The organism is Streptomyces sp. NRRL S-337 (assembly GCF_000720175.1).
In the GTDB taxonomy this organism is placed as follows: Bacteria; Actinomycetota; Actinomycetes; order Streptomycetales; family Streptomycetaceae; genus Streptomyces; species Streptomyces siderophoricus.
Window position 1 is genome coordinate 229684 of the sequence record NZ_JOIX01000001.1, and the last position, 18709, is coordinate 248392.

The window sequence follows — 18709 nt, forward strand, 5'->3', positions numbered from 1 at the left end:
GGCAGCCGTTCCAGACCCCACATGGCAGCCGCTCCAGGCCCCACGCGGCATCCGTGGTCAGTCAGCGGTAGGCCAGGGCCAGCCGAGTTGGAGGAACATGCCGAGGCGGTCGCTGACCGCGCGTATCTCTGAGATCTTGCCGTCGGTGACGGTGAACCACCAGATCTGTTCGACCTCGAAGGAGCGGTTGGTGGGCTCGGGCATGCGCGGGTGGTAGCCGGAATGCGTACCGGTGACGGTCAATCGGGCAACGACGGTGTCGCCCTCGGCGACCAAGGCGTCGGGCTGCATCATGCCTTCACCGAAGGCGTCGAGCTGTTGGCGGAAGCCGTCGAAGGCCGCGCCGGGCTCGTCCGCCTCGCCAAAAATGATCTTGTTGTGGTCGATCACGTCGAGCGCCATGTACTGCGGCAGATCGTCGAGTCTCCGCTCGTTGATCGCTCGGAAGAAGTCCGCGACGACCTGCTTGTTCGCCATCGGAGACAGCATGGAAATCCCCCCAAAAACTTACGATGTAAGAAAGCTTCTGGGCATCACGATAGACTTACGACGTAAGAAAAACAAGAGTGGTCGGAGGAGTCACGGTGGGAAAGCGAACTCGAGGCGAGCGAGCGGGCCTGTCGCGGACGCAGGTACTGGACGCTGCACTGGCGCTGGTGGACCGGGAAGGAGCCGGTGCGTTGACGATGCGTCGCCTGGGAGTCGAGCTGGACGTCGAGGCGATGACGCTCTATCACTACGTCCCCAACAAGGACGCCCTGCTGGACGGCCTGGTGGAGCGGCTGTTCGCCGAGGCGCTGCCCTTCGCCGACGAGAACGCGGAGGCGGACACAGACGCGGACACAGAGGCGGGGAGCGCCGACTGGCGTGCGCTGCTGCGGACGTACGCGGTCTCGCTGCGCCAAGCGCTGCTGCGCCACCCTGGCGTGCTCTCCTTCGCGGCCAGCCGCCCAGCAGTAACCCCGGCGACGCTCGATGCGGTGGAACACGGTTTGGCGGCCCTGACGGCGTCGGGATTTCCACTAGGGGCGGCGGTGCACGCCCTCAACACACTCTCGCTCTTCGTCGTCGGCCACACCGCAGCCGAGGCCGCCCAGCCCACCCAGGCCGAAGCGCCCGGTTCCCCCGCCTGGCTGGCCGAGCTGGATGCGGCCCGCTATCCACTACTCACCGAGGCTGCCCGCAGCGGCGCAGGAACAGACGACGCCGAACGGTTCGACTTCGCCATCAACGCGCTGGTCAACGGTTTTGGTACGGCGCTCGACTAGGCACTGAGCCGGCGGCGGCGGGCGTCCGCGAAGGCCCACGCGAAGGTGTCGGTGCCGCTCACGAGGCCGCCCGCGCCTCCTGCTCACCGCGCCGCGCGCCGGGCCCCATGTGGCATGTCCTCACGTAACTGTCCATGGGGCAGGTGCGCTCACTCTCGCGGAGCGCGCGGATGGGTGAGGTGTTCGAGCGCTACCACGCCTGCTGGGAGCCACGCGAGCGAGACCGGATTGCTGAACTCCACACGGCTGACTCGGTGTTCCATCTGCGCTCGGGCCAGGCTCCTGTACGGGGGACGGGAGGCCCATTCGTGAGGCGGCGGCCGGGATGTTCGCTCTCTTCCCGGACTTGGCCTTCAAGTGCGAGGACGGGGTGGTGAAGGAGAAGCGCTCCTACGTGGACGGGGTGGTGATGCAGGCCGCGCTCGCGTCCCCCGAGGCTGCCGGAGCGGAGGCATTGGCTTGCTGAGGACGAGCCACACCTCGGGAGGAAGCCTGGCTGCCCGTCAGCCATCGTGCTGTCCACCGCGGGCCTACGCCACGCCGTTCGGTCGTGAGTTCCAACTGGGCTGCACGCCCGCGCCGAAGTTGCCGCGGGCGTGCAGCATGGTCACCACATCCAGTGCTGGAACCAGGCGGTGAGCAGGGTGATGGCGCTGCCGCCGACGGCGTACAGGGCGCCCCGCAACGGCTCCTGCCACAGGGGGCGTGTGCGCTGGTCGGAGTGTTCGCGCTGTGAACGCTGGTCGGGGGCCGCAGCCTCGCCGGGGCGGCCCACCGGTTCGGTGGTACCGTCGTTTTTCATAGGTGTACCTCCAGAGAATCGGGTCTTCGCGGTCCTGAGTCGTGTGGTGCATCGCTGGGAGAGCCCTCTCGACGCCCGGGCCTAGGAATCCGGTCGAGGTTGGGCTCTCTCTTGCGTTGTCACGATGGTAGCGAGCGGTAAGAGGAACACCTTCTGGGCGAAGGCGAGTTGAGCGGCGCTTCGCGGTGCTCTGTTTGTCGTGTGTGCTCGGTGAAGAGTGGTACTGACTAAGTGCCCTTACTCCCAACTCGTCGCTGACCTGCGCACCAGCGCGAAGCCCATGTTGGTCGTCGCGTCCACGTGGAGGTGCACGATCGTGAACAGGGGTGTCAGCGACCCGATGATGAAGACCCCACAGTGGTGCGCAAAGACTCGTCGACCGGGACGATGAACGGCCGTGGCGCCGGTCGGCAGCGGAGCACCGACTTCGTCAGACCTCTGGCGTCTTGGCAAGCGGATTGTTGCGCTTCCTGACCGTCATGTTGCCCTCGGCATGAGGGTATTGAGCAGGACCTTGATGCGGAGCTCGTGGTCGGAGGTGTCCACACCAGCCCGGGCTCTGCTGGGGGATGACGGCGTGGATGCCGCGGCCTGGCGGGAGAGCTCGTTGGCGACCGAGACCGAGTGACCGAGTGACCGAGTGACCGAGTCGATCAGGAACGGCATGTCGTGGGTGACGACCTCGACGACGGAGTGGCTGCAAGTCCGGCGGGCCGTTTTCCTGGACGGTTGGCGCAGGCGACTCTGTGCCGTGCCGTTGGCTCCTCTGAGGTTGTGCCTGACGTTGGCCTTCCGCTTCGAGAGCTGGTGTGTACAGCGAGTGAAGGGTGAGGCGTTTGATCCACCAGGTTCGACGCAAGCGTGCAGTCTGGCACGTGCGGGGGTCATTCAAGAGTTCCCGCTGCAGTGCGCCATGCATTGCGACCTACCATGAGAGAAGGACGCTCATCATCATGAGCAACACCTCCGGCATTGAGACCCGTGAGATAGCCGACGACGAGCTCGACGGCGTCGCGGGTGGCCTCTCCGTCAGTGGCTCCGTGGAAGGCCTGACTGCCACGTTCGCCCCGGGCCCCAATGGCGTGCCGATTCTGACCGGTGGCTCCGTGAAGTCCCTCAGCCTCACTGTCTCGGACATCCCCCTGGGCCCGATCAGCAGCTGAGTCACACCTTCGGCACGGTGCTGACCCACCGGATGCCGGAACCACCCCGGGGCATTGTGGAGTAACTCGGGGTCCTGGCTGATGTCGGCCTTCAAGACTGGCTGTGGTCTTGAAGGCCGACATTGTCGTGTGGGGGTGGGGTGACTGGCAGTTGATTTACCGCTACCGGCAACCGTCTGACTTGCCGCTGCCGGCAGCCGTCCGTCCCGTCGCACGAACGCGGCACCGACCGTCCACGAGTTACGGACGGAACCACAAACCCAGCGCACCGCTGCGGCTGGCCAGCCGCTGAGAGGATCCCTACATGTCGAACACGAACACGAATGCGAACGCGAACGCGGACGCGAACACTGCGCCGATCACCTACGTGCGGATAGCCGAAGTCCTCATCGGCCTTGGGATGATCACCAGAGAGAAGGGCGAGAGCGTCCTGGCCGATGCCGTCGGGTACGCGACGGAGCCGATCACGCACCGCTATGACATCGCAAGCACCCTCGAATCCTTCGGTGTGGCTGTGTCCATCCACTCCGATGACGTCGATTTCGCCGATGCGCACTACGAATGGCTCTTGAACGAGGCCGCAGCCCTCGCCGGTGGTCAGGTCACTATCGCCAACTACCGGTTCGAGAAGGGCAATCCGGACGACGAAGAATGTGGCCTGGGCACAATGCACTTCGAATGCAACGGCAAGCCCCTCTCCTTCTCCATCGAGCAGGAGTCGAACGATTACCTCGACATGGGAGCAGCGCAGGCAGCTATTGAAGCGCTCAGTCCCGATGGTGACGCCCGGGAATTTCGCTGTGTCGTACAGGAAGGCCGGCAACTCTCCGACGACATCATGGTCCTGGCCACTGCCGAACAGCGTGAGGGGCTCCGCCAACACCTCGGTATCACGTTCCAACGTCCTTGGTGACGACCGGACGAGGCATCGACAAGGCATCGACGAGGCATCGACGAGGCATGGGCGAGGCCTGACGAGGCCTGACGAGGCATGGATGAGGCGCGGGCCGCGATGAGGCCCTGTATTGCCAATCGCCGTGCAGCTAAGGATCGTTGATGCCCATGAGTGTTCCTTCGTTGCCGCCCGGCTACCGTTCGCGGTCGGCGAGCGTCCACGACGTCCCGGCGATCCACGCCTTGGTCATGGCCTGCGAGGAGGAGGTGTACGGGCGGGGGCGGACCGATGCCGGGGTCATTGCCGCCGATCTCGCGCGGCCGGGACTGGTGCTGGAGTCGGATACCGTGCTCGTTCATGACCGGGCCGGGCGTCTGGCGGCCCGGGCCTGGGTGGACCGGCGCTCCGAGATCGACGTGCATCCGCAGCACCGAGGCCAGGGACTGGGCGTCGCATTGCTCGGTTGGGCGCAGACGCGGGCGCGGCAGGTCGGCAGCGATGGCATCGTGCAGACGGTGCCGGACGCGGACATGGGTGCGGTCGCGCTGCTGCGCTCGCGCGGTTACGAGCCGCTGGTGACGTCGTGGCTGCTGGAGTTCGCCATGCGGGAGGAACCTGCCGTGCCCGAGCCGCCGCCGACGGGTGTCACGGTGCGGCCCTTCCGTGCCGGCGACGGGCCCGCCGCGCATGTGCTCGTCCAGGATGCGTTCGACGAGTGGCAGGAGCGGCGGCAGGCATACGAGGAGTGGGCCACGCATACCGTCGAGCGGCCTGCATTCGCCCCGGCGCTGTCGGCCCTGGCCTTCGTCGGCGATCAACTGGTCGGTGCCGCCCTGGCGTTGGACGTGCCGGGCACGGACGAGGGCTACCTGGAGCAGGTCGCCGTACGCCGTGACCATCGCGGGCGGGGGATCGCCCGGCTGCTGTTGCGCCACACGTTCCGCGCCTTTCACCGGGCGGGCCGTCGTTCCTGCACGCTGTGGACGCACTCGGACACCGGCGCGCTCGACCTGTATCTACGCGTGGGCATGACGGTCCGACACAGCTCCACGGTCTTCCGCAAAGAACTCCGTTCTTAAGGCGTGAGCGAACCTCGTCGCAGTGCTCTCTCACCTGGCCAGAAGCGGTATCGCCGTGCTCGCCGATCCCCATGCCTGTCTCAAGGAGTGCGGCCGTACCGGCTGCACTCGCATCTACCTCGACCGTTCGCGTGGCGCCCGGCGCACCTGGTGCGGGATGGACGAGTGCGGCAACCGCGTCAAGGCCGCGGCCTATCGAGCTCGCAGACACACTTCGACCACGGCCGAGGGAACCCCCTGACGTCCCACGGGGCAACTCCACTTGTGCGGACGGGTGGCGGCCCGCTCCCGTGGTCGAAAAACTCGCTCCGTGGCCGTCACAAATCGCCCCGCAGCGGTCAAATCTGTCCCGCGGCCGTCAAAGCCACCGCGAGCCCGTTCAACCGCAGGCGGGTGGCGCCGCGCAGGTGGGGGAAGTCGTGGTCGGGCTCCGCGGAAGGGGTGAGGAAGGCCGCTTGCTCGGTCCACCGCAGGTGGGTGCCGTCGGCCTCCGGGTGCAGCTCGACGGTCACCAGCGAGGTCCAGCGCGGCACGTCGTCCACGCAGGACGTGTACGCGTAGACGATCCTCGATCCCGACGCGATGTCGAGGTAACGGGATTGGTAGGCGAGTCGTTCCGGCGGTGCGTCCGGAACCGTGAAGAAGACGCTGGTCGCCGTCTCGCCGCCGTTCACGGTGAAGTCGTGGCGGTACGACACCTGGCGGCCCGGCAGCTTGAACCACCGGCGCCGGACCGGAGTGTCGGCGAAGGCCTCGAACACCGCGCTGGGAGGTGCGGTCAGAGAGAATCCGACGGTGAAGGTGTCGTGCCGCACCCCTGGGGCCGCGCTGACGGCCTGCCCGTCAGTGGCTCCGTCTGCGGCCTCTGCGGCCTCTGCGGCGTCTGCGATACCGATTCCGACGGTGTTCGTGGCCAACTTTTCCTCACATGGCATCGCGTTTTCTCACATGGCATCGTGACGGATCGGGCGAGCGCCCATTAGTTACTATCCGTATGTAACGGGGTGTGGTCGCTGCGATCAAGGCCTCGCGCTCACGCACTTTCATGTCAGCAACGCACTTTCATGTCAGCTACGCACTCGGAGGGAAGGGGAGAGACCCGTGGATTCCGCACTGCGTGCCCGGCTGGCGATCGCCGGGGTCACGCCGGAGTGCGCGGCGACCATCGAGCTCGTGCGCGATGTGCTCGCCCGCGTCGGAGACAAGTGGACCGTCCTGGTCATCACCACGCTCGCCGACGGACCGCTGCGCTTCACGGCCTTGCACGAACGGATCGCCGGCATTTCCCAGCGGATGCTGAGCCAGACGCTCCGCTCGCTGACCCGCGACGGACTGATCACGCGGACTGCCTACGCCGAAGTGCCGCCGCGCGTCGAATACACGCTCACCCCGCTGGGGCGATCGCTCAGCGACACCGTCACGCATGTGGTGCGCTGGGTACAGGAGCACCAGATCGAAATCGTCCGTAACCGCGAGGAGTTCGACGAAGCCGGCCCCGCGACGCAGTGAGGCAGCGGGGAAGCCGGCCCCGCGACGCAGTGAGGCAGCGGGTGATCCTGCTGCGCATCCCGTTGGGACCGGCTGATCGATCGGTTGAAGGTCTCTCGGGCCGTGGCCATGCGTTTCGACGACAGAGCGTACGTCTTTCAACGGCACCGTGACCGTCGTGGCCATTCGTCCGTGGCTCCACGCATGACCCACCAGAGGGAACCTGGCGCCCACGTCATGTGCGGCGGCGATAGGAGTGTGCGGCGAGGGACAGGCCGACACCCCACACCAGGAACTGGGGAACGCCGTAGACGACGATCCAGGGGCTGAAAATGCCGTCGTCGTCGAAGTCGTTGATTGTCCGCGCAGCGGCCCGGAGGGTGTACAGGAGGAGGAAGGCCGAGACGGTGAAGGCCGTGGCGGCGAGCGTCCGGCGCGGAACTCGGCGCCCGGCGAGGTACGGAGTCCAGCTCGGGAACATCACACCCCACGGCCGGACCAGGCTCAACGCCAGGATGCCCGCCAGCAGGGCCAGGCCGCTGAGGACAAACAGGTACGGACCGCCACCGACCGCGTACCACTCCCGGAACTTGTTCTCGTCCGCCCACAGGGGAATGCCGAGCGCCCAGACCGCGTGGAGCGGGATGAACCCGACGGTCGCGGAGAGCGCCGAGGCATAGGCGGATCGGACGGCCCACCTAGGCGGCGGCGGAACTTCAGCAGTTTCGATCCCTGGACGGCGGGCGGCGTATTCGGACATGGTCCGGTCTCCTGATGAGTTGGTGATCGCGAACAGGAGTCACGCTTCCACCGGCCCGCATTCGAGGGCGTCGAGCCCCGGAATGAAGATCACTCATCGTCCGAGGTGACCAAGGCCTTGAGCCTTTCCCCCGCGCGGCGGAGCCGGTCTCATCCTCATCCATCCGGGAGAACACGCCGATGGCGCTACACAGCGTCACTGGCCGACAGACCTGCCAAAAGTGATGAACCATCAGGCCGGACCTGACCGATTCAACGCCGTGCGCCCCCGGATGGGGCCAAGTCGGTGGCAGAGCTGCCGGTTGGGCCCACGGACGTCGTTGAGGGAAGGCTGCCCGAGCGCACCCCCGTGTCCTGATGCAGCACCATCGTGCACGTTTTTCCGGAGGCCACACGCCCGCTCGCGAAGGGCGGGATCCTGTTCCATGTGTGCCATGGCCCTCGCCAAGGACAGCACTACCGAGGGCAATCCGGCGCACGTGTCAACTCTGAAAGGGCATCGGCAGAATGACGCGTTTATCGGGCGAGCAGGACGCGACGACCGGCGGGTACTCCCGCCGTAAGCTCCTCAAGATCGGGATCGGTGTCGCCGTGGGGGCGGGGGCCGTCGGTTCGGGTACCGGGGTGGCGGTGGCCGGTGGGCCGGACGATCCGTCCAGCCCGACCTTCGCGACCAAGGTGAAGAACCTGAGCGGCCCGGCCGAGACCGGCCCCTTCGCCTCGCCGTGGACCGACCTCGGCATCCCGGCGCTGTGTCCGAACGGCACCATGCTGTTCGTCGGCGGTGACACCTTCAACGGCGACCATGTACCGCGGCCGGGCGAGGGCGCCGACGACTGGCGCGCCCCGGTCGGCCTGCGCTCCAGCAGTGCGGATCTGAACAACCTGCGCATCGACGGCAGCGTAGGTGGGGATCACGCAATCAGCCTGGTCGACGAGCCGCACAACCCGGTCGGCGACAAGGCCACGACGGCGATCCCGTCCGACGTGTTCGTCGTCGACGGCGTCATGTACATGCATCTCATGCGGGGCGTCATCTACGACACCCACCACACGGACTTCTGGCGCTCCACCGACAACGGCGAGACCTGGGAGTACCTGTGCCAGTGGCCGGGTGACCTGCACGGCGGCCAGTTCCAGCAGAAGACCTACGCCGTGGCCGAGGGCGACTACTGCTACGTCCTGTCCACGGTCTTCAACCGCGAAGTGGCATCGGGGATGCTGCTGCACCGGGTGCGGAAGGATAGCCTCGGCAATCCGGACGCTTACGAGCCGTGGGGTTACGCGGACGGCGACTGGCGGTGGGGCGCACCCCCGACGACCGTCTTCGGCACGCGTAAATGGGGCGAGATCTGCTTCCGCGCCATGGACGGCAAGTACGTCCTCACATGGCTGAACATGAGCCCGTTGTCGATCCGGGCGATGGTCTTCGCGCTCCCGACGTCGGACCTGACCAGGACGCTGGAGCAGACGATGATCCTGCCCGGCAACCCGGGGCAGGAGGCGGCCAACTTCGTCGCCAGCCCGTACGGCGGATTTGTGATCCCGGGCTCGACCTTCGGCAACTTCCACATCGTCGTCAGCCAGTGGTACGACCCCTGGAACTACCGGTTCATGCAGTACAAGATCAATATGTTGTCTTGAGGTAGGGGATGTCGTGGGCGCCGTCGTTGAGCGGCGGCGCCCGGCCACCTCGGCGGCAATTGCCCAGGTCAGGACGGGCTCCGAGGGTGCGCGTGACTGCCGCTGTCCGCGGGCGTGGCACCTCTTGCCAGCTACTAGGTAGACTGACCTACCTAGTAGCTGGGAGGGAAGCTGATGAGTACGTCCGGCACCGAGGCGGCCCGGCCCGGGAGGCGGCGAGGGGCTGCGCGCGAGCGCCTGCTCAGCGCCGCATCGCGCCGCTTCTACGCGGACGGGGTCTCAGCGACAGGGATCGACACGATCACCGCCGAGGCGGGCGTGGCGAAGATGAGCCTGTACAACAACTTCTCCTCCAAGGCCGACCTGGTGAGGGCCTACCTCGATGCGCGGCACGAGGAGTGGAGGGGCCTCTACCGGAGGCGACTGGAAGAGGCCCGGGACGCGCGCGGCGGCGTGCTCGCCGTCTTCGACGCGTACGCCGATCACGCGGCCTTCGCCTATGAGCACGGCTTCCGGGGGTGCGGTCTGCTCAATGCCGCCGCCGAGCTGCCCGCCGGGGACGAGGGGCGGGCCGTGGTGCGCCGGCACAAGGAGGAGGTCGAGTCGCTGCTCGCCGGGCATGTGGAGGAATTGCTGCCCGGGCGGCCGGAGGAGGCTCGTGCGGTGGCGGAGCATCTGGCGTTCCTGCTGGAAGGCGCGATGGCGCGCGCCGGGCTGGAGGGCGAGGGCACGCGTCTGGAGCATGCGCGGACGATGGCGGCGGACCTGCTGGACCGGCTGTGAGGCGGGCCGGCGGACACCCGGCCGGCTCGGTGGCCGTGGGGTCGCTGTGCGTGCTCGTCGCGTCGGCGCTGTGGGGCACCACGGGCACCGCGGCGACGTTCGCCCCAGCCGTGGGCCCCCTCGCGATCGGGGCCGTCGCCATGGGCCTGGGCGGACTGCTGCAGGCCCTGATAGCCGCCCCTCGTATCGCCCGGGAGGTGCCCCGCCTGCGTGCGCAGCGCGGTGTGGTGCTGCTCGGGGCGATGGCCGTGGCGCTCTACCCTCTGGCGTTCTACAGCTCCATGCACCTGGCCGGGGTCGCTGCCGGGACGGTCGTGTCGATCGGCTCGGCCCCGCTGGCTTCGGCCCTGATCGAGCGCGTCGTGGACGGGCGCCGGCTGACGCGCCGCTGGCTGCTCGGCGCCGCCCTGGGGATGTCGGGGACGGTGCTGCTGTGTGTCGCCGAAGCGGCCGAGGCGCGCTCCGTATCCGGGGCAGGGTCCGTGCGGATGACCGTGCTCGGTGTGGGGTTGGGATTGGTGGCCGGACTCACCTACGCCCTGTATTCCTGGGCGGCACACCGGCTGATCGGCCGCGGTGTCTCCTCCGGCGCGGCCATGGGCACCGTCTTCGGAATCGGCGGGGTGCTGCTCCTGCCCGTGCTGCTGGCCACCGGCGCCCCGCTCCTCAGCTCGTGGTCGAACGCGGCCGTCGGCGCCTACATGGCCCTGGTCCCCATGCTCATCGGCTACGTCCTGTTCGGCTGGGGCCTGGCGCACGTCCCCGCGAGCACCGCGACCACGCTCTCGCTGCTGGAACCGGCCGTCGCGGCCGTGTTGGCCGTGCTGATCGTCGGTGAACGTCTCCCCTTGCTGGGATGGATCGGTATCGCCTCGGTCGTCGGCTGTCTGGCCGTGCTCACCACGCCGCCACGGACGGCCCGGCAGCCGCGAGCGATCATCACAACGACCACCACCGGCGCCGGGGGCCCTGTCACCGCACGGCCCGGCGGCGCTTCGGTCCACGTCACCGCATCCTCCGTACCCACCGGGAGCGGACCGGGTTCCACGCACTGAGTTCGTCGCCGTGAGCGGCGCTCCCGGAGCGTGGCTCCAGGGCGCGAGGTGCGCGCCCTGGAGGGCCGTTCACACGTCGCGGCGCCGCACGACGAACACGGCGAGTGCGACCGTGATCAGCGGCCAGAGCACGTACACGACCCAGGAGCCGGGGACCGTGGCCGAGTAGCCCAGGGAGTGGGGATCGGGCTCCCAGTTCTCGATCAGGCGGTTCCAGGCAGCCGACACCATCGCGTGTTTGATGTCCGCCGACCAGCGGTTGCTGTCCGAGAACATGGTGGGCAGCATCAGCAGGACGAAGACGCTGGTGATCATGGTCGCGGCGGCGTGCCGGAGCAGCACGCCGAGCCCCAGGCCCACGAGTGCGCAGACCGGGGCCAGCAACGCGGTGGCCACCAGCGGCCGAAACACCCCGGGGTGGGTGATCGGGACCCCGGCGTGCCGCCCGTTCACAAGGGCCTGGGAGACCAGGAAGCAACCGGTGGAGACGGCCGTGCCGATCGCGGTCCACAGCGCGGCGGTGACGGCCGCCTTGGCCAGTACGACCGAGCCGCGGGCGGGGACGGCCACGGTGGTGGTGCGGATCAGTCCGCTGCTGTACTCGCTCACGACGGTGAGGGCGCCCATGCTGCTGGCCACGAGTATCAACGTCCAGTAGCCGGCCGGCGGGTAGGCGTCGAAGGGCCGGAAATCAGCGGGACCGGAACCCGCGGCCTTGTCCGCCAGCGTGGCCACGGCGGTGGACCCGAGGACGAACAGGACGGTGAGGGCGATCGTCCACGGAGTGGAGCGCAGGGACCGCATCTTGAGCCACTCGGAGGCGAGCAGGTCGCGGAAGCGGACGGGCGGCGCGTCGACGGGGGCGGACCGGGGGACGGAGGTGAGTGTGGTCATCGGGGCTGTCCTGCCAGGTATTCGGTGCTGTCGGCGGTGAGTTCCATGAAGGCCGCCTCCAGTGAGGCGGTGCGGGTGGTGAGTTCGTCCAGCTGGATGCGGTTCTCGAAGGCGAGTGCTCCGATGCGGTCCGCCGGGAGTCCGGTCACGGCGAGCTTCTCGGCGCCGGCCGAGCCCTCCCGCTCGATGGAGGCGCCCGCCGAGGTCAGCACGGCTGCCAGTTCGGTGGCCTGCGGTGTGGCGACCACGACGCAGCGACGGGTGCCGCGGGCCGCGAAGTCCCGTACCGACTCGGCGGCGATGAGGGAACCCCGGCCGATGACGACCAGCTGGTCGGCGGTGTTCTCCATCTCCGACATCAGGTGGCTGGAGAGGAAGACCGTGCGCCCCTCGGCCGCCAGGCGCCGGAAGAGTCGGCGTACCCACCGCACACCCTCCGGGTCCATGCCGTTGATCGGCTCGTCGAACATGAGCACCGGCGGGTCGCCGAGCAGGGCGGTGGCGATGCCCAGCCGCTGCTTCATGCCGAGGGAGAATCCGCCGATGCGGCGGTTCGCCGCCTCGGCCAGCCCCACCTCCTGAAGCACCTCGGCCACCCGGCGCCGCGGGATGCCGTTGCTGCGGGCCAGGGCGGCCAGATGGGCCGCGGCGCTGCGTCCGCCGTGGACCTGGCCGGCGTCCAGGAGGGCGCCGACGTGCCGCAGCCCGCGCGGGTGGTGGCGGAAGGGGACGCCGTTGACGGTGGCGGTGCCGGTGGTGGGCGCGTCCAGCCCGAGGATCATCCGCAGGGTGGTGGTCTTGCCGGCTCCGTTGGGGCCGAGGAATCCGGTGACCTGGCCGGGCCGGACGGTGAAGGACAGACGGTCGACGGCCGTCTTGTCGCCGTACTGCTTGGTGAGTTCGCTGACTTCGATCACGGCACCCACACTGCCGAGCGGACCCCCGTCCGGGCATGGGGCCGTGGACGGCAATCGTGCGGCCGGGTTGGCCCGTGGGCGTACGTCCCCGGGTTGATGCCGCGCGGGTGGTGACCGGTTAGTCTCGCGGCGTGAACCGCATAACGATCACTGTGCTGCCTGCGCGCGTTGCGCACCGCGGCCCGGTCCGCAAGAGGACATGCCGCCCATGACGAGAACGAAGGCCGTGGCCTGGGCGGGAGGTGTCTTCTACCTCCTCATGGTGGGTCTGCTGGTGGGGGGCGCGCCGCGCGCTTCGGGGACGGTCCAGGGGGTCGGGGCACTGCTGGCCGTGAGCTTGCTCGTCGGCGTGCTGCGGCGCAGGCCGCTGCTGGCTCTGGCCCTGGCACTCTTCGGATCCACCGCCGTGGTGGTGGGCACTCCGAGCTCCCTCCACAGGAGCCTGGCGGTGGCGTACCAGGGCCAGTTCCTGTCGTTTCTGGCGGTGGACCTCGTCCTGGGCTTCCTCGTCGCGCACTGCGCACGGCGGGCTTCGATCGTCGCCGTTTCGGTGTCCTTCGTCGTGCAGTTCCTGGTGATCGGCCTCTTCGCGCACGGGGACAGCCTGAGCGTCAACGGACTGATCGCTCTGCTGGCGATGGTCGCCTCCTGCATCGCCGGTCTGCTCCGCCGCGAGCGCCGCGAGCACGCGGTGGCGCTGCGTTCGCAGGAGGTGGCCGAGGCCGTGACCGCCGAACGGCTGCGGATCGCACGGGAGTTGCACGACATGGTCGCGCACAGCATCGGCATCATCGCCATCCAGGCCGGTGTGGGCAGCCGGGTCATCCAGACCCAGCCGGCGGAGGCCCGCGAGGCGCTGCGCGCCATCGAGGCCACCAGCAGGGAGACCCTGTCGGGACTTCGGCGCACCCTGGTGTCGCTGCGTCAGGCCGAACGGGGCGCGAGCGCCTCGCAGCAGTCCCCGCTCGCACCCGCGCCGGGGCTGGCGGACATCGAGCGGCTGGCGGCGGCGACCGCGGACGCGGGGGTACGCGTCGACGTGCGCCGAACCGGCGATGATCGCCCGCTGCCCGCCGACATCGACCTGTCCGCCTACCGCATCGTGCAGGAGGCGCTGACCAACGTGGTCCGCCACGCCGGCACCGGGCGTTGCCGGGTGGTGATCGGCCACGGGGACGAGGAGCTGTTCGTGGAGGTCGTCGACGAGGGGCGTGGGGTCACGGGCAACGGCTCGGCCCACGGTTTCGGCCTCATCGGCATGCGCGAGCGGGTCGGTCTGCTGGGCGGCCGGCTCAGCACGGGCCCGCGCCCCGAGGGCGGTTACCGGGTAGCAGCCCGGCTGCCGCTGCCCGCGCCCGTCGCCGTTCCGGTGGAGGCCCGATGACCGTCCGGGTACTGCTCGCCGACGACCAGCCGCTGGTGCGGTCCGGTCTGCGCGTGATCATGGCCGACCACCCCGACCTGGAAGTCGTCGGTGAGGCCGCCACCGGCTCAGAAGCGGTCCGGCTCGTCGGCGACCTCCGCCCCGACGTCGTGGTGATGGACATCCGGATGCCCGGCATGGACGGGATCGAGGCCACCCGCCTGATCACCGCCGGCCCGGCACCGACCCGCGTGCTCGTCCTGACCACCTTCGACGAGGACGACCATGTCTACGGCGCACTCCGGGCCGGCGCGAGCGGCTTCGTGGTCAAGGACATGGCGCTGGACGACATCCTCGCGGCGATCCGCGTGGTCGCCGCGGGTGACGCACTGATCGCGCCAGGGGTGACGCGCCGTCTGATCGCGGACTTCGCCAAGGGCCCCGAGGCCGCCCCGACGCGCTCCCCGCGGCCGGTCGACGGCATCACCGAGCGGGAACGGGAAGTACTGACCCTGGTCGGACGCGGCCGGTCGAACCCCGAGATCGCGGAGGACCTCTTCATCACGGTGGCCACCGCCAAGTCGCATGTGTCACGACTGCTCACCAAACTGGACGCCCGGGACCGGGTCCAACTCGTCATCACCGCTTACGAGATGGGGCTCGTCACGCCGCCCCGCTGATCGCCTGCCCGGACCCCGCGGCGCACACAGCGACCAGGGCGTCCTCGGTGACGTGATCTTGGTCAATGGTGCTCCGTGGCCCGTGCACGAGGTCGACGCGGCCCGATACCGGCTGCGCGTCCTGAACGCCTCCAACGCCCGGCATTACGCACTCGAAGCGGTCGGCGACGACGGACGCCTGCTCGATCTCGTCCAGATAGGCGCCGACCAGGGGCTCCTCGCGGCGCCGGTCACCCACCGACTCCTGCCGATCGCGCCGGGCGAACGCTACGACGTCATCATCGACTTCTCGGGTGTCCCGGTCGGCAGCCGCGTCCGGATCGTCAACCGGCTGGGCTCCTTCCGTTCGACCCCGCCCGTTCCGATGTCACCGTCCACTGCCACAACGCCGAACACGAAGACATGGGAATGATGGCGAACCTCGAAGTCATCTGACAGCGAGCCTCTTGACCATGATGTGCTCCCTGCGTCCGTCCGGCAGCACCTCACCCACCGGCCCGGTGTCGTGAAATCCGTTGCGCCGGTAGAGCGCGATGGCGTTCTCGTTGCCGGGCCGGACCGCGAGTTGCAAGGTTCCGGTTCGCATCCGCCGCGCCCACTGTTCCACCGCCCCGAGCAGGTGATCTCCCACGCCCTGCCCCCGCGCGTCCTTGCTGACCCACATCGAGATCAGCTCGACGACACCATTGTCCGGGCCCGGGACGCCACTGATCATCCCGACCGGCTTGCCGTCGAGTACGGCGGCGAGATGGTGGGAACCGGGGATGCTCAGCCGACCGCGCCATCGCTCCTCGCGGTCACCCTCGCCCTGCCAGTCCGCGAGCCGGGACCCGAACGCCTCAGGCGCGTCCGTGAGCGCGGCGATCCGCAACTCTCGCCACACGGTCCAGTCGTCCGCCGTCAGCACCCGCAACTCGATCATGCAGGGAGCCTGCCGCCCGGATGCGGCCCGTGGCAACTCCCTTTCGGGCGCGGAAATTCCCTACCCTGGCGGCCGGGAAGGGCGGAGACTCCTCCCATGGCTGACATGGGGTCGTTTCAGGAGGCGGTTACCGCGTGGGCTGCCGGTGGCCCCGGCGACCTCGCGCGCGAGGTCGCCGCGCGACTGCCCGTCCGGGCGGTGGTCCTGCTCGAAGGGCTGAGCGACGCCGCAGCGGTCAGTGCGCTGGCCGCGCGCCGCGGCCGGGACCTGGCGGCCGAAGGAATCTGCGTCCTGCCGATGGGCGGTGCGATGAGCGTCGGCCGTTTCGCCCGCCTCCTCGGGCCCGCCGGCCTGGGCCTCCGCCTCACGGGACTGTGCGACGAGGCGGAACGCCGCTATTACGCCCGCGCCTTCGGGCAGTCCGATGCAGCACAGCCAGGGTTCTTCGTCTGCGCGGCGGATCTGGAGGACGAGCTCATCCGCGCGCTGGGCGCGACGAGGATGGAGGAGCTGGTCCGGGCGGAGGGCGACCTGCGCGCCCTGCGGACCTTCCTGCGCCAGCCCGCCCAGCGGGGCCGCGCCGCCCAGCAGCAGTTGCGGCGCTTCCTCGGCACGAAGAAGGGCCGCAAGATCCACTACGGCCGCGTCCTCGTCGAGGCCCTCGACCCCGAGCGCGTACCGGCGCCACTCGACGGCCTGCTCACCAGCCTCTGAGCGCTGGGCGACGCCGAGCTCGGGGGAAGGGCGTCGGTAGCAGTGCCTCGGTGGAAGGGCGTCGGGACGCTGCCGCCTGCCGTGTCATGGCGTTGGCGGAAGGTGCGTCGGTAGGTGTCCGGAGGTACGCCGAGCGTGCGGTTGAAGTGCCGGCGCAGTGAGGCGGCGGTACCCATGCCGGTGACGGTGGCGATGGCGTCGATGCTGTCGTCGGAGTTTTCCAGGAGTTCTTGGGCGCGGTGGATGCGTTGGGTGTGCAACCAGCGTAGTGGCGTGGTGCCGGTGACGGCGTGGAAGTGCCGGGCCAGGTGGCGTGGGCTCATGTTCGCCTGGCGGGCGAGGTCCTGGACCGTCAGCGGCTGGTCGAGGCGGGCCAGGACCCAGGGGAACAGGGCGGCGAGCGGGTGGGGGCGGGGGTCGGGGAGGGGTGTGGTGACGAACTGTGCCTGGCCTCCGGGGCGATGGGGTGGCACGACCAGGTTGCGGGCCACTGCGTTGGCGATCGCCGAGCCGTGGTCGAGCCGGACGAGGTGCAGGCACAGATCCATGGCCGCGGCCTTGCCCGCGGAGGTGAGCACGTCGCCGTCGTCGACGTAGAGCACGTCCGGATCGACGTGCACGGCGGGGTACCGGGTGGCCAGGGCCTTGGCATGGGCCCAGTGTGTGGTGGCGCGCCGTCCGTCCAGCAGGCCGGCGGCGGCCAGGACGAACGCCCCGGTGCACAGCGAGACCACCCGGGCACCGGCCTGGTGTGCCGCGCGGACCGCGTCGATCAGTTCGCCGGGCGGTTCCTCGTCGATGTGCGCGTAGGCGGGGACGATCACGGTCCGGGCATCCGGCAGCCGGTCCAGTCCTCGGTCGGGTTCGAGCCGGAAGTGTCCACCGACCCGGGCGCCGGCCGGCCCGCAGACCGTCAACTCGTACCAGGGATCGGCTATGCCGGACCAGTCGACGCCGAACACCTCACAGGGCGCGGCGAGTTCGAAGTGGCGCACCCCGTCCGTGACGGCGAGCGCGACCGTGTTCGTGGCCGGGGCAACGGTAGTCATGTCCGGAACTGTACGAGGCATGGCATTCCTGCCGCTCGTCGTTCCGCTCCGCCGCAGGCACGCTGTCCGCGGGAGATCACTCGGTGACAACAGGAGGACGTATGCGATCCCATCCCCAGGTGGCGGTCTTCGGCGCCTATGGCCATACCGGACGCTTCGTGGTGGCGGAGCTCCTCGAACGCGGCCTGCGCCCCGTCCTGACCGGACGTGACGCCGAACGACTGGAGGAACTCGCCCGGGCCCACCCCGGCCTCGACGTGCGGCCGGCGTCCGTCGAAGACCCCGGCTCCCTCGACCGCGCGCTGGCCGGCACGGCGGCCGTGATCAACTGCGCCGGCCCCTTCACCACCACGGCGGCCCCCGTGATCGAGGCGGCACTGGCCGCCCGGATTCCGTACGCGGACGTCGCAGGCGAGGTGGAGGCCGTCGCCGACACCTTCGCGCACTACACGGAGCCGGCGCGCGCCGCCGGCCTCCCCGTCATCCCCGCGATGGCATTCTTCGGCGCCCTCGGCGACCTGTTGACCACCGCCGCACTGGGCGATTGGCCCTCGGCCGACGAGGTGTCCCTCGCCTACGCACTGAGCAGTTGGCACCCCACGGCCGGGACCCGCGCCTCCAGCCAGGTTTCCCGGCAGCGCCGCAACGGCCGTCGCCTCGTCCACACCAACACCGGCCTCGAATTGCGGACCGACCAGGCCCCGACCACCCAATGGGTCTTTCCCCCTCCCTTGGGCAAGCAGACCGTGGTCGCCGAGTTCACCACGGCGGACAGCATCACCATCTCCCGCCACCTCCCCGTCCAGCACCTCCACACGTACATGACGGCCGCTGCGGTCAGGGACGTCCTGGCCCCGGATGCCGAACCTCCGGTCCCCATCGACGCCAGAGGGCGCTCACCTCAGACCTTCCTGGTCGAGGTGGTCGCACGCGCCGGCCACACCGAACGGCGCGCCACCGCCCGCGGCCAGGACATCTACGCCGTCAGCGCGCCCCTGGTGGTCGAAGCGATCCGCCGCATTCTCGACGGACGCGTCAAAACGGCCGGGGCCGCGGCACCCGGCGAGATCTTCGACGCCGCTGACTTCCTCCGCGCGTTGTCTCCCCACCTCACGGTCGAGTTCGACCCGTCCCCGGACCAGTAGCCGGCGGCCGCCTTACGCGTGCTCACCCCCAACCCATCCCGGGGATCATGGAGTTGCGACACTTCGTGGTCAGGTACGACTGTTTTTCC

Annotated in this window: 23 protein-coding genes and 2 pseudogenes; 15 read left to right on the top strand and 10 right to left on the bottom strand. The window is 69.2% G+C overall.

Going from position 1 to position 18709, the window contains the following annotated elements; all coding sequences use genetic code 11:
• Nucleotides 1-57 precede the first annotated feature (57 nt).
• Nucleotides 58-477, bottom strand: coding sequence for an ester cyclase (locus IG62_RS0100970; RefSeq protein ID WP_234326123.1), 420 nt, complete (start codon nt 475-477; stop codon nt 58-60).
• 107 nt (nt 478-584) lie between these two features.
• On the opposite strand from IG62_RS0100970, the gene IG62_RS0100975 reads away from it, so the two are divergent.
• Together IG62_RS0100975 and IG62_RS48155 are read left to right on the top strand one after the other, a co-directional pair.
• Nucleotides 585-1268 (top strand): TetR/AcrR family transcriptional regulator C-terminal domain-containing protein, encoded by a 684-nt coding sequence (locus IG62_RS0100975; protein ID WP_030796295.1) that lies wholly within the window; start codon nt 585-587, stop codon nt 1266-1268.
• A 325-nt stretch (nt 1269-1593) separates the two neighbouring features.
• Nucleotides 1594-1734, top strand: a complete 141-nt coding sequence (locus IG62_RS48155) for a hypothetical protein (RefSeq protein ID WP_234326125.1) — start codon at nt 1594-1596, stop codon at nt 1732-1734.
• Between the two features lie 141 nt (nt 1735-1875).
• Here IG62_RS48155 and IG62_RS0100985 read toward each other — a convergent pair whose 3' ends face one another.
• From IG62_RS0100985 to IG62_RS50000, 3 genes and pseudogenes are all read right to left on the bottom strand, one after another.
• Nucleotides 1876-2070, bottom strand: coding sequence for a hypothetical protein (locus tag IG62_RS0100985; RefSeq protein WP_030796297.1), 195 nt, complete (start codon nt 2068-2070; stop codon nt 1876-1878).
• A gap of 433 nt (nt 2071-2503) precedes the next feature.
• Nucleotides 2504-2622, bottom strand: a pseudogene (locus IG62_RS49995) (NAD-glutamate dehydrogenase domain-containing protein); the annotation flags it as partial.
• 7 nt (nt 2623-2629) lie between these two features.
• A pseudogene (locus tag IG62_RS50000) lies at nt 2630-2826 on the bottom strand (hypothetical protein); the annotation flags it as partial.
• Nucleotides 2827-3023: 197 nt separating this feature from the next.
• Between IG62_RS50000 and IG62_RS0100995 the strand changes: the two are divergent.
• The 4 genes from IG62_RS0100995 to IG62_RS43925 all read left to right on the top strand — a co-directional run bounded on the left by IG62_RS0100995 (nt 3024) and on the right by IG62_RS43925 (nt 5448).
• Nucleotides 3024-3233, top strand: coding sequence for a hypothetical protein (locus IG62_RS0100995; RefSeq protein ID WP_030410028.1), 210 nt, complete (start codon nt 3024-3026; stop codon nt 3231-3233).
• Nucleotides 3234-3537: 304 nt separating this feature from the next.
• Complete coding sequence (locus IG62_RS0101000) at nt 3538-4146, top strand: hypothetical protein (protein WP_030796301.1); 609 nt, start codon at nt 3538-3540, stop codon at nt 4144-4146.
• A gap of 149 nt (nt 4147-4295) precedes the next feature.
• Nucleotides 4296-5207 carry a GNAT family N-acetyltransferase gene (locus IG62_RS0101005; RefSeq protein WP_234326126.1) on the top strand — a complete coding sequence of 304 codons (912 nt, stop codon included), beginning with the start codon at nt 4296-4298 and terminating at the stop codon, nt 5205-5207.
• A 55-nt stretch (nt 5208-5262) separates the two neighbouring features.
• The gene (locus IG62_RS43925) at nt 5263-5448 is read left to right on the top strand and encodes a CGNR zinc finger domain-containing protein (RefSeq protein WP_420711040.1); all 186 of its coding nucleotides are present in this window, start codon (nt 5263-5265) and stop codon (nt 5446-5448) included.
• 97 nt (nt 5449-5545) lie between these two features.
• On the opposite strand, the gene IG62_RS0101010 is transcribed toward IG62_RS43925, so the two are convergent.
• Nucleotides 5546-6124: an SRPBCC domain-containing protein gene (locus tag IG62_RS0101010; protein ID WP_234326128.1), complete on the bottom strand. Its 579-nt coding sequence runs from the start codon at nt 6122-6124 to the stop codon at nt 5546-5548.
• 184 nt (nt 6125-6308) lie between these two features.
• Between IG62_RS0101010 and IG62_RS0101015 the strand changes: the two genes are divergently transcribed.
• Complete coding sequence (locus tag IG62_RS0101015; RefSeq protein WP_030796307.1) at nt 6309-6716, top strand: winged helix-turn-helix transcriptional regulator; 408 nt, start codon at nt 6309-6311, stop codon at nt 6714-6716.
• A gap of 214 nt (nt 6717-6930) precedes the next feature.
• Here the strand turns inward: IG62_RS0101015 and IG62_RS42955 are convergent, their stop codons facing one another.
• A complete protein-coding gene (locus IG62_RS42955; protein ID WP_051797378.1) occupies nt 6931-7455 on the bottom strand; it encodes a hypothetical protein in 525 nt (174 codons plus the stop codon).
• A 506-nt stretch (nt 7456-7961) separates the two neighbouring features.
• Between IG62_RS42955 and IG62_RS0101025 the strand changes: the two genes are divergently transcribed.
• The 3 genes from IG62_RS0101025 to IG62_RS0101035 all read left to right on the top strand — a co-directional run bounded on the left by IG62_RS0101025 (nt 7962) and on the right by IG62_RS0101035 (nt 10936).
• Nucleotides 7962-9098: a DUF4185 domain-containing protein gene (locus tag IG62_RS0101025; protein WP_030796311.1), complete on the top strand. Its 1137-nt coding sequence runs from the start codon at nt 7962-7964 to the stop codon at nt 9096-9098.
• Nucleotides 9099-9272: 174 nt separating this feature from the next.
• On the top strand, nt 9273-9881 hold the full coding sequence (locus tag IG62_RS0101030) for a TetR/AcrR family transcriptional regulator (protein ID WP_030796314.1): 609 nt from the start codon (nt 9273-9275) through the stop codon (nt 9879-9881).
• A complete protein-coding gene (locus tag IG62_RS0101035; protein ID WP_420711036.1) occupies nt 9878-10936 on the top strand; it encodes a DMT family transporter in 1059 nt (352 codons plus the stop codon). Before IG62_RS0101030 ends, IG62_RS0101035 begins: the two co-directional genes overlap by 4 nt.
• Before the next feature lie 69 nt (nt 10937-11005).
• Here IG62_RS0101035 and IG62_RS0101040 read toward each other — a convergent pair whose 3' ends face one another.
• Both IG62_RS0101040 and IG62_RS0101045 read right to left on the bottom strand, forming a co-directional pair.
• Entirely contained in the window at nt 11006-11830 is an 825-nt protein-coding gene (locus IG62_RS0101040; RefSeq protein ID WP_030796320.1) for an ABC transporter permease, read from the bottom strand.
• Nucleotides 11827-12747: an ABC transporter ATP-binding protein gene (locus IG62_RS0101045; RefSeq protein ID WP_030796324.1), complete on the bottom strand. Its 921-nt coding sequence runs from the start codon at nt 12745-12747 to the stop codon at nt 11827-11829. The genes IG62_RS0101040 and IG62_RS0101045 overlap by 4 nt, the downstream gene beginning before the upstream one ends.
• 208 nt (nt 12748-12955) lie before the next feature.
• Between IG62_RS0101045 and IG62_RS0101050 the strand changes: the two genes are divergently transcribed.
• The 3 genes from IG62_RS0101050 to IG62_RS0101065 all read left to right on the top strand — a co-directional run bounded on the left by IG62_RS0101050 (nt 12956) and on the right by IG62_RS0101065 (nt 15202).
• Nucleotides 12956-14131 carry a sensor histidine kinase gene (locus IG62_RS0101050; RefSeq protein WP_051797380.1) on the top strand — a complete coding sequence of 392 codons (1176 nt, stop codon included), beginning with the start codon at nt 12956-12958 and terminating at the stop codon, nt 14129-14131.
• The gene (locus IG62_RS0101055) at nt 14128-14790 is read left to right on the top strand and encodes a response regulator (RefSeq protein ID WP_030796330.1); all 663 of its coding nucleotides are present in this window, start codon (nt 14128-14130) and stop codon (nt 14788-14790) included. Before IG62_RS0101050 ends, IG62_RS0101055 begins: the two co-directional genes overlap by 4 nt.
• 82 nt (nt 14791-14872) lie before the next feature.
• Complete coding sequence (locus IG62_RS0101065) at nt 14873-15202, top strand: hypothetical protein (RefSeq protein WP_030796334.1); 330 nt, start codon at nt 14873-14875, stop codon at nt 15200-15202.
• A gap of 15 nt (nt 15203-15217) precedes the next feature.
• Here IG62_RS0101065 and IG62_RS0101070 read toward each other — a convergent pair whose 3' ends face one another.
• Complete coding sequence (locus IG62_RS0101070; RefSeq protein WP_030796337.1) at nt 15218-15712, bottom strand: GNAT family N-acetyltransferase; 495 nt, start codon at nt 15710-15712, stop codon at nt 15218-15220.
• A 96-nt stretch (nt 15713-15808) separates the two neighbouring features.
• Between IG62_RS0101070 and IG62_RS0101075 the strand changes: the two genes are divergently transcribed.
• Entirely contained in the window at nt 15809-16426 is a 618-nt protein-coding gene (locus IG62_RS0101075) for a TOPRIM nucleotidyl transferase/hydrolase domain-containing protein (RefSeq protein WP_030796340.1), read from the top strand.
• Here the strand turns inward: IG62_RS0101075 and IG62_RS0101080 are convergent.
• A complete protein-coding gene (locus tag IG62_RS0101080; RefSeq protein WP_107052878.1) occupies nt 16348-17475 on the bottom strand; it encodes a helix-turn-helix domain-containing protein in 1128 nt (375 codons plus the stop codon). The genes IG62_RS0101075 and IG62_RS0101080 overlap by 79 nt on opposite strands.
• 101 nt (nt 17476-17576) lie before the next feature.
• Here IG62_RS0101080 and IG62_RS0101085 point away from each other — a divergent pair, with 101 nt between their 5' ends.
• Entirely contained in the window at nt 17577-18620 is a 1044-nt protein-coding gene (locus tag IG62_RS0101085; RefSeq protein WP_030796344.1) for a saccharopine dehydrogenase family protein, read from the top strand.
• Nucleotides 18621-18709: the final 89 nt, after the last annotated feature.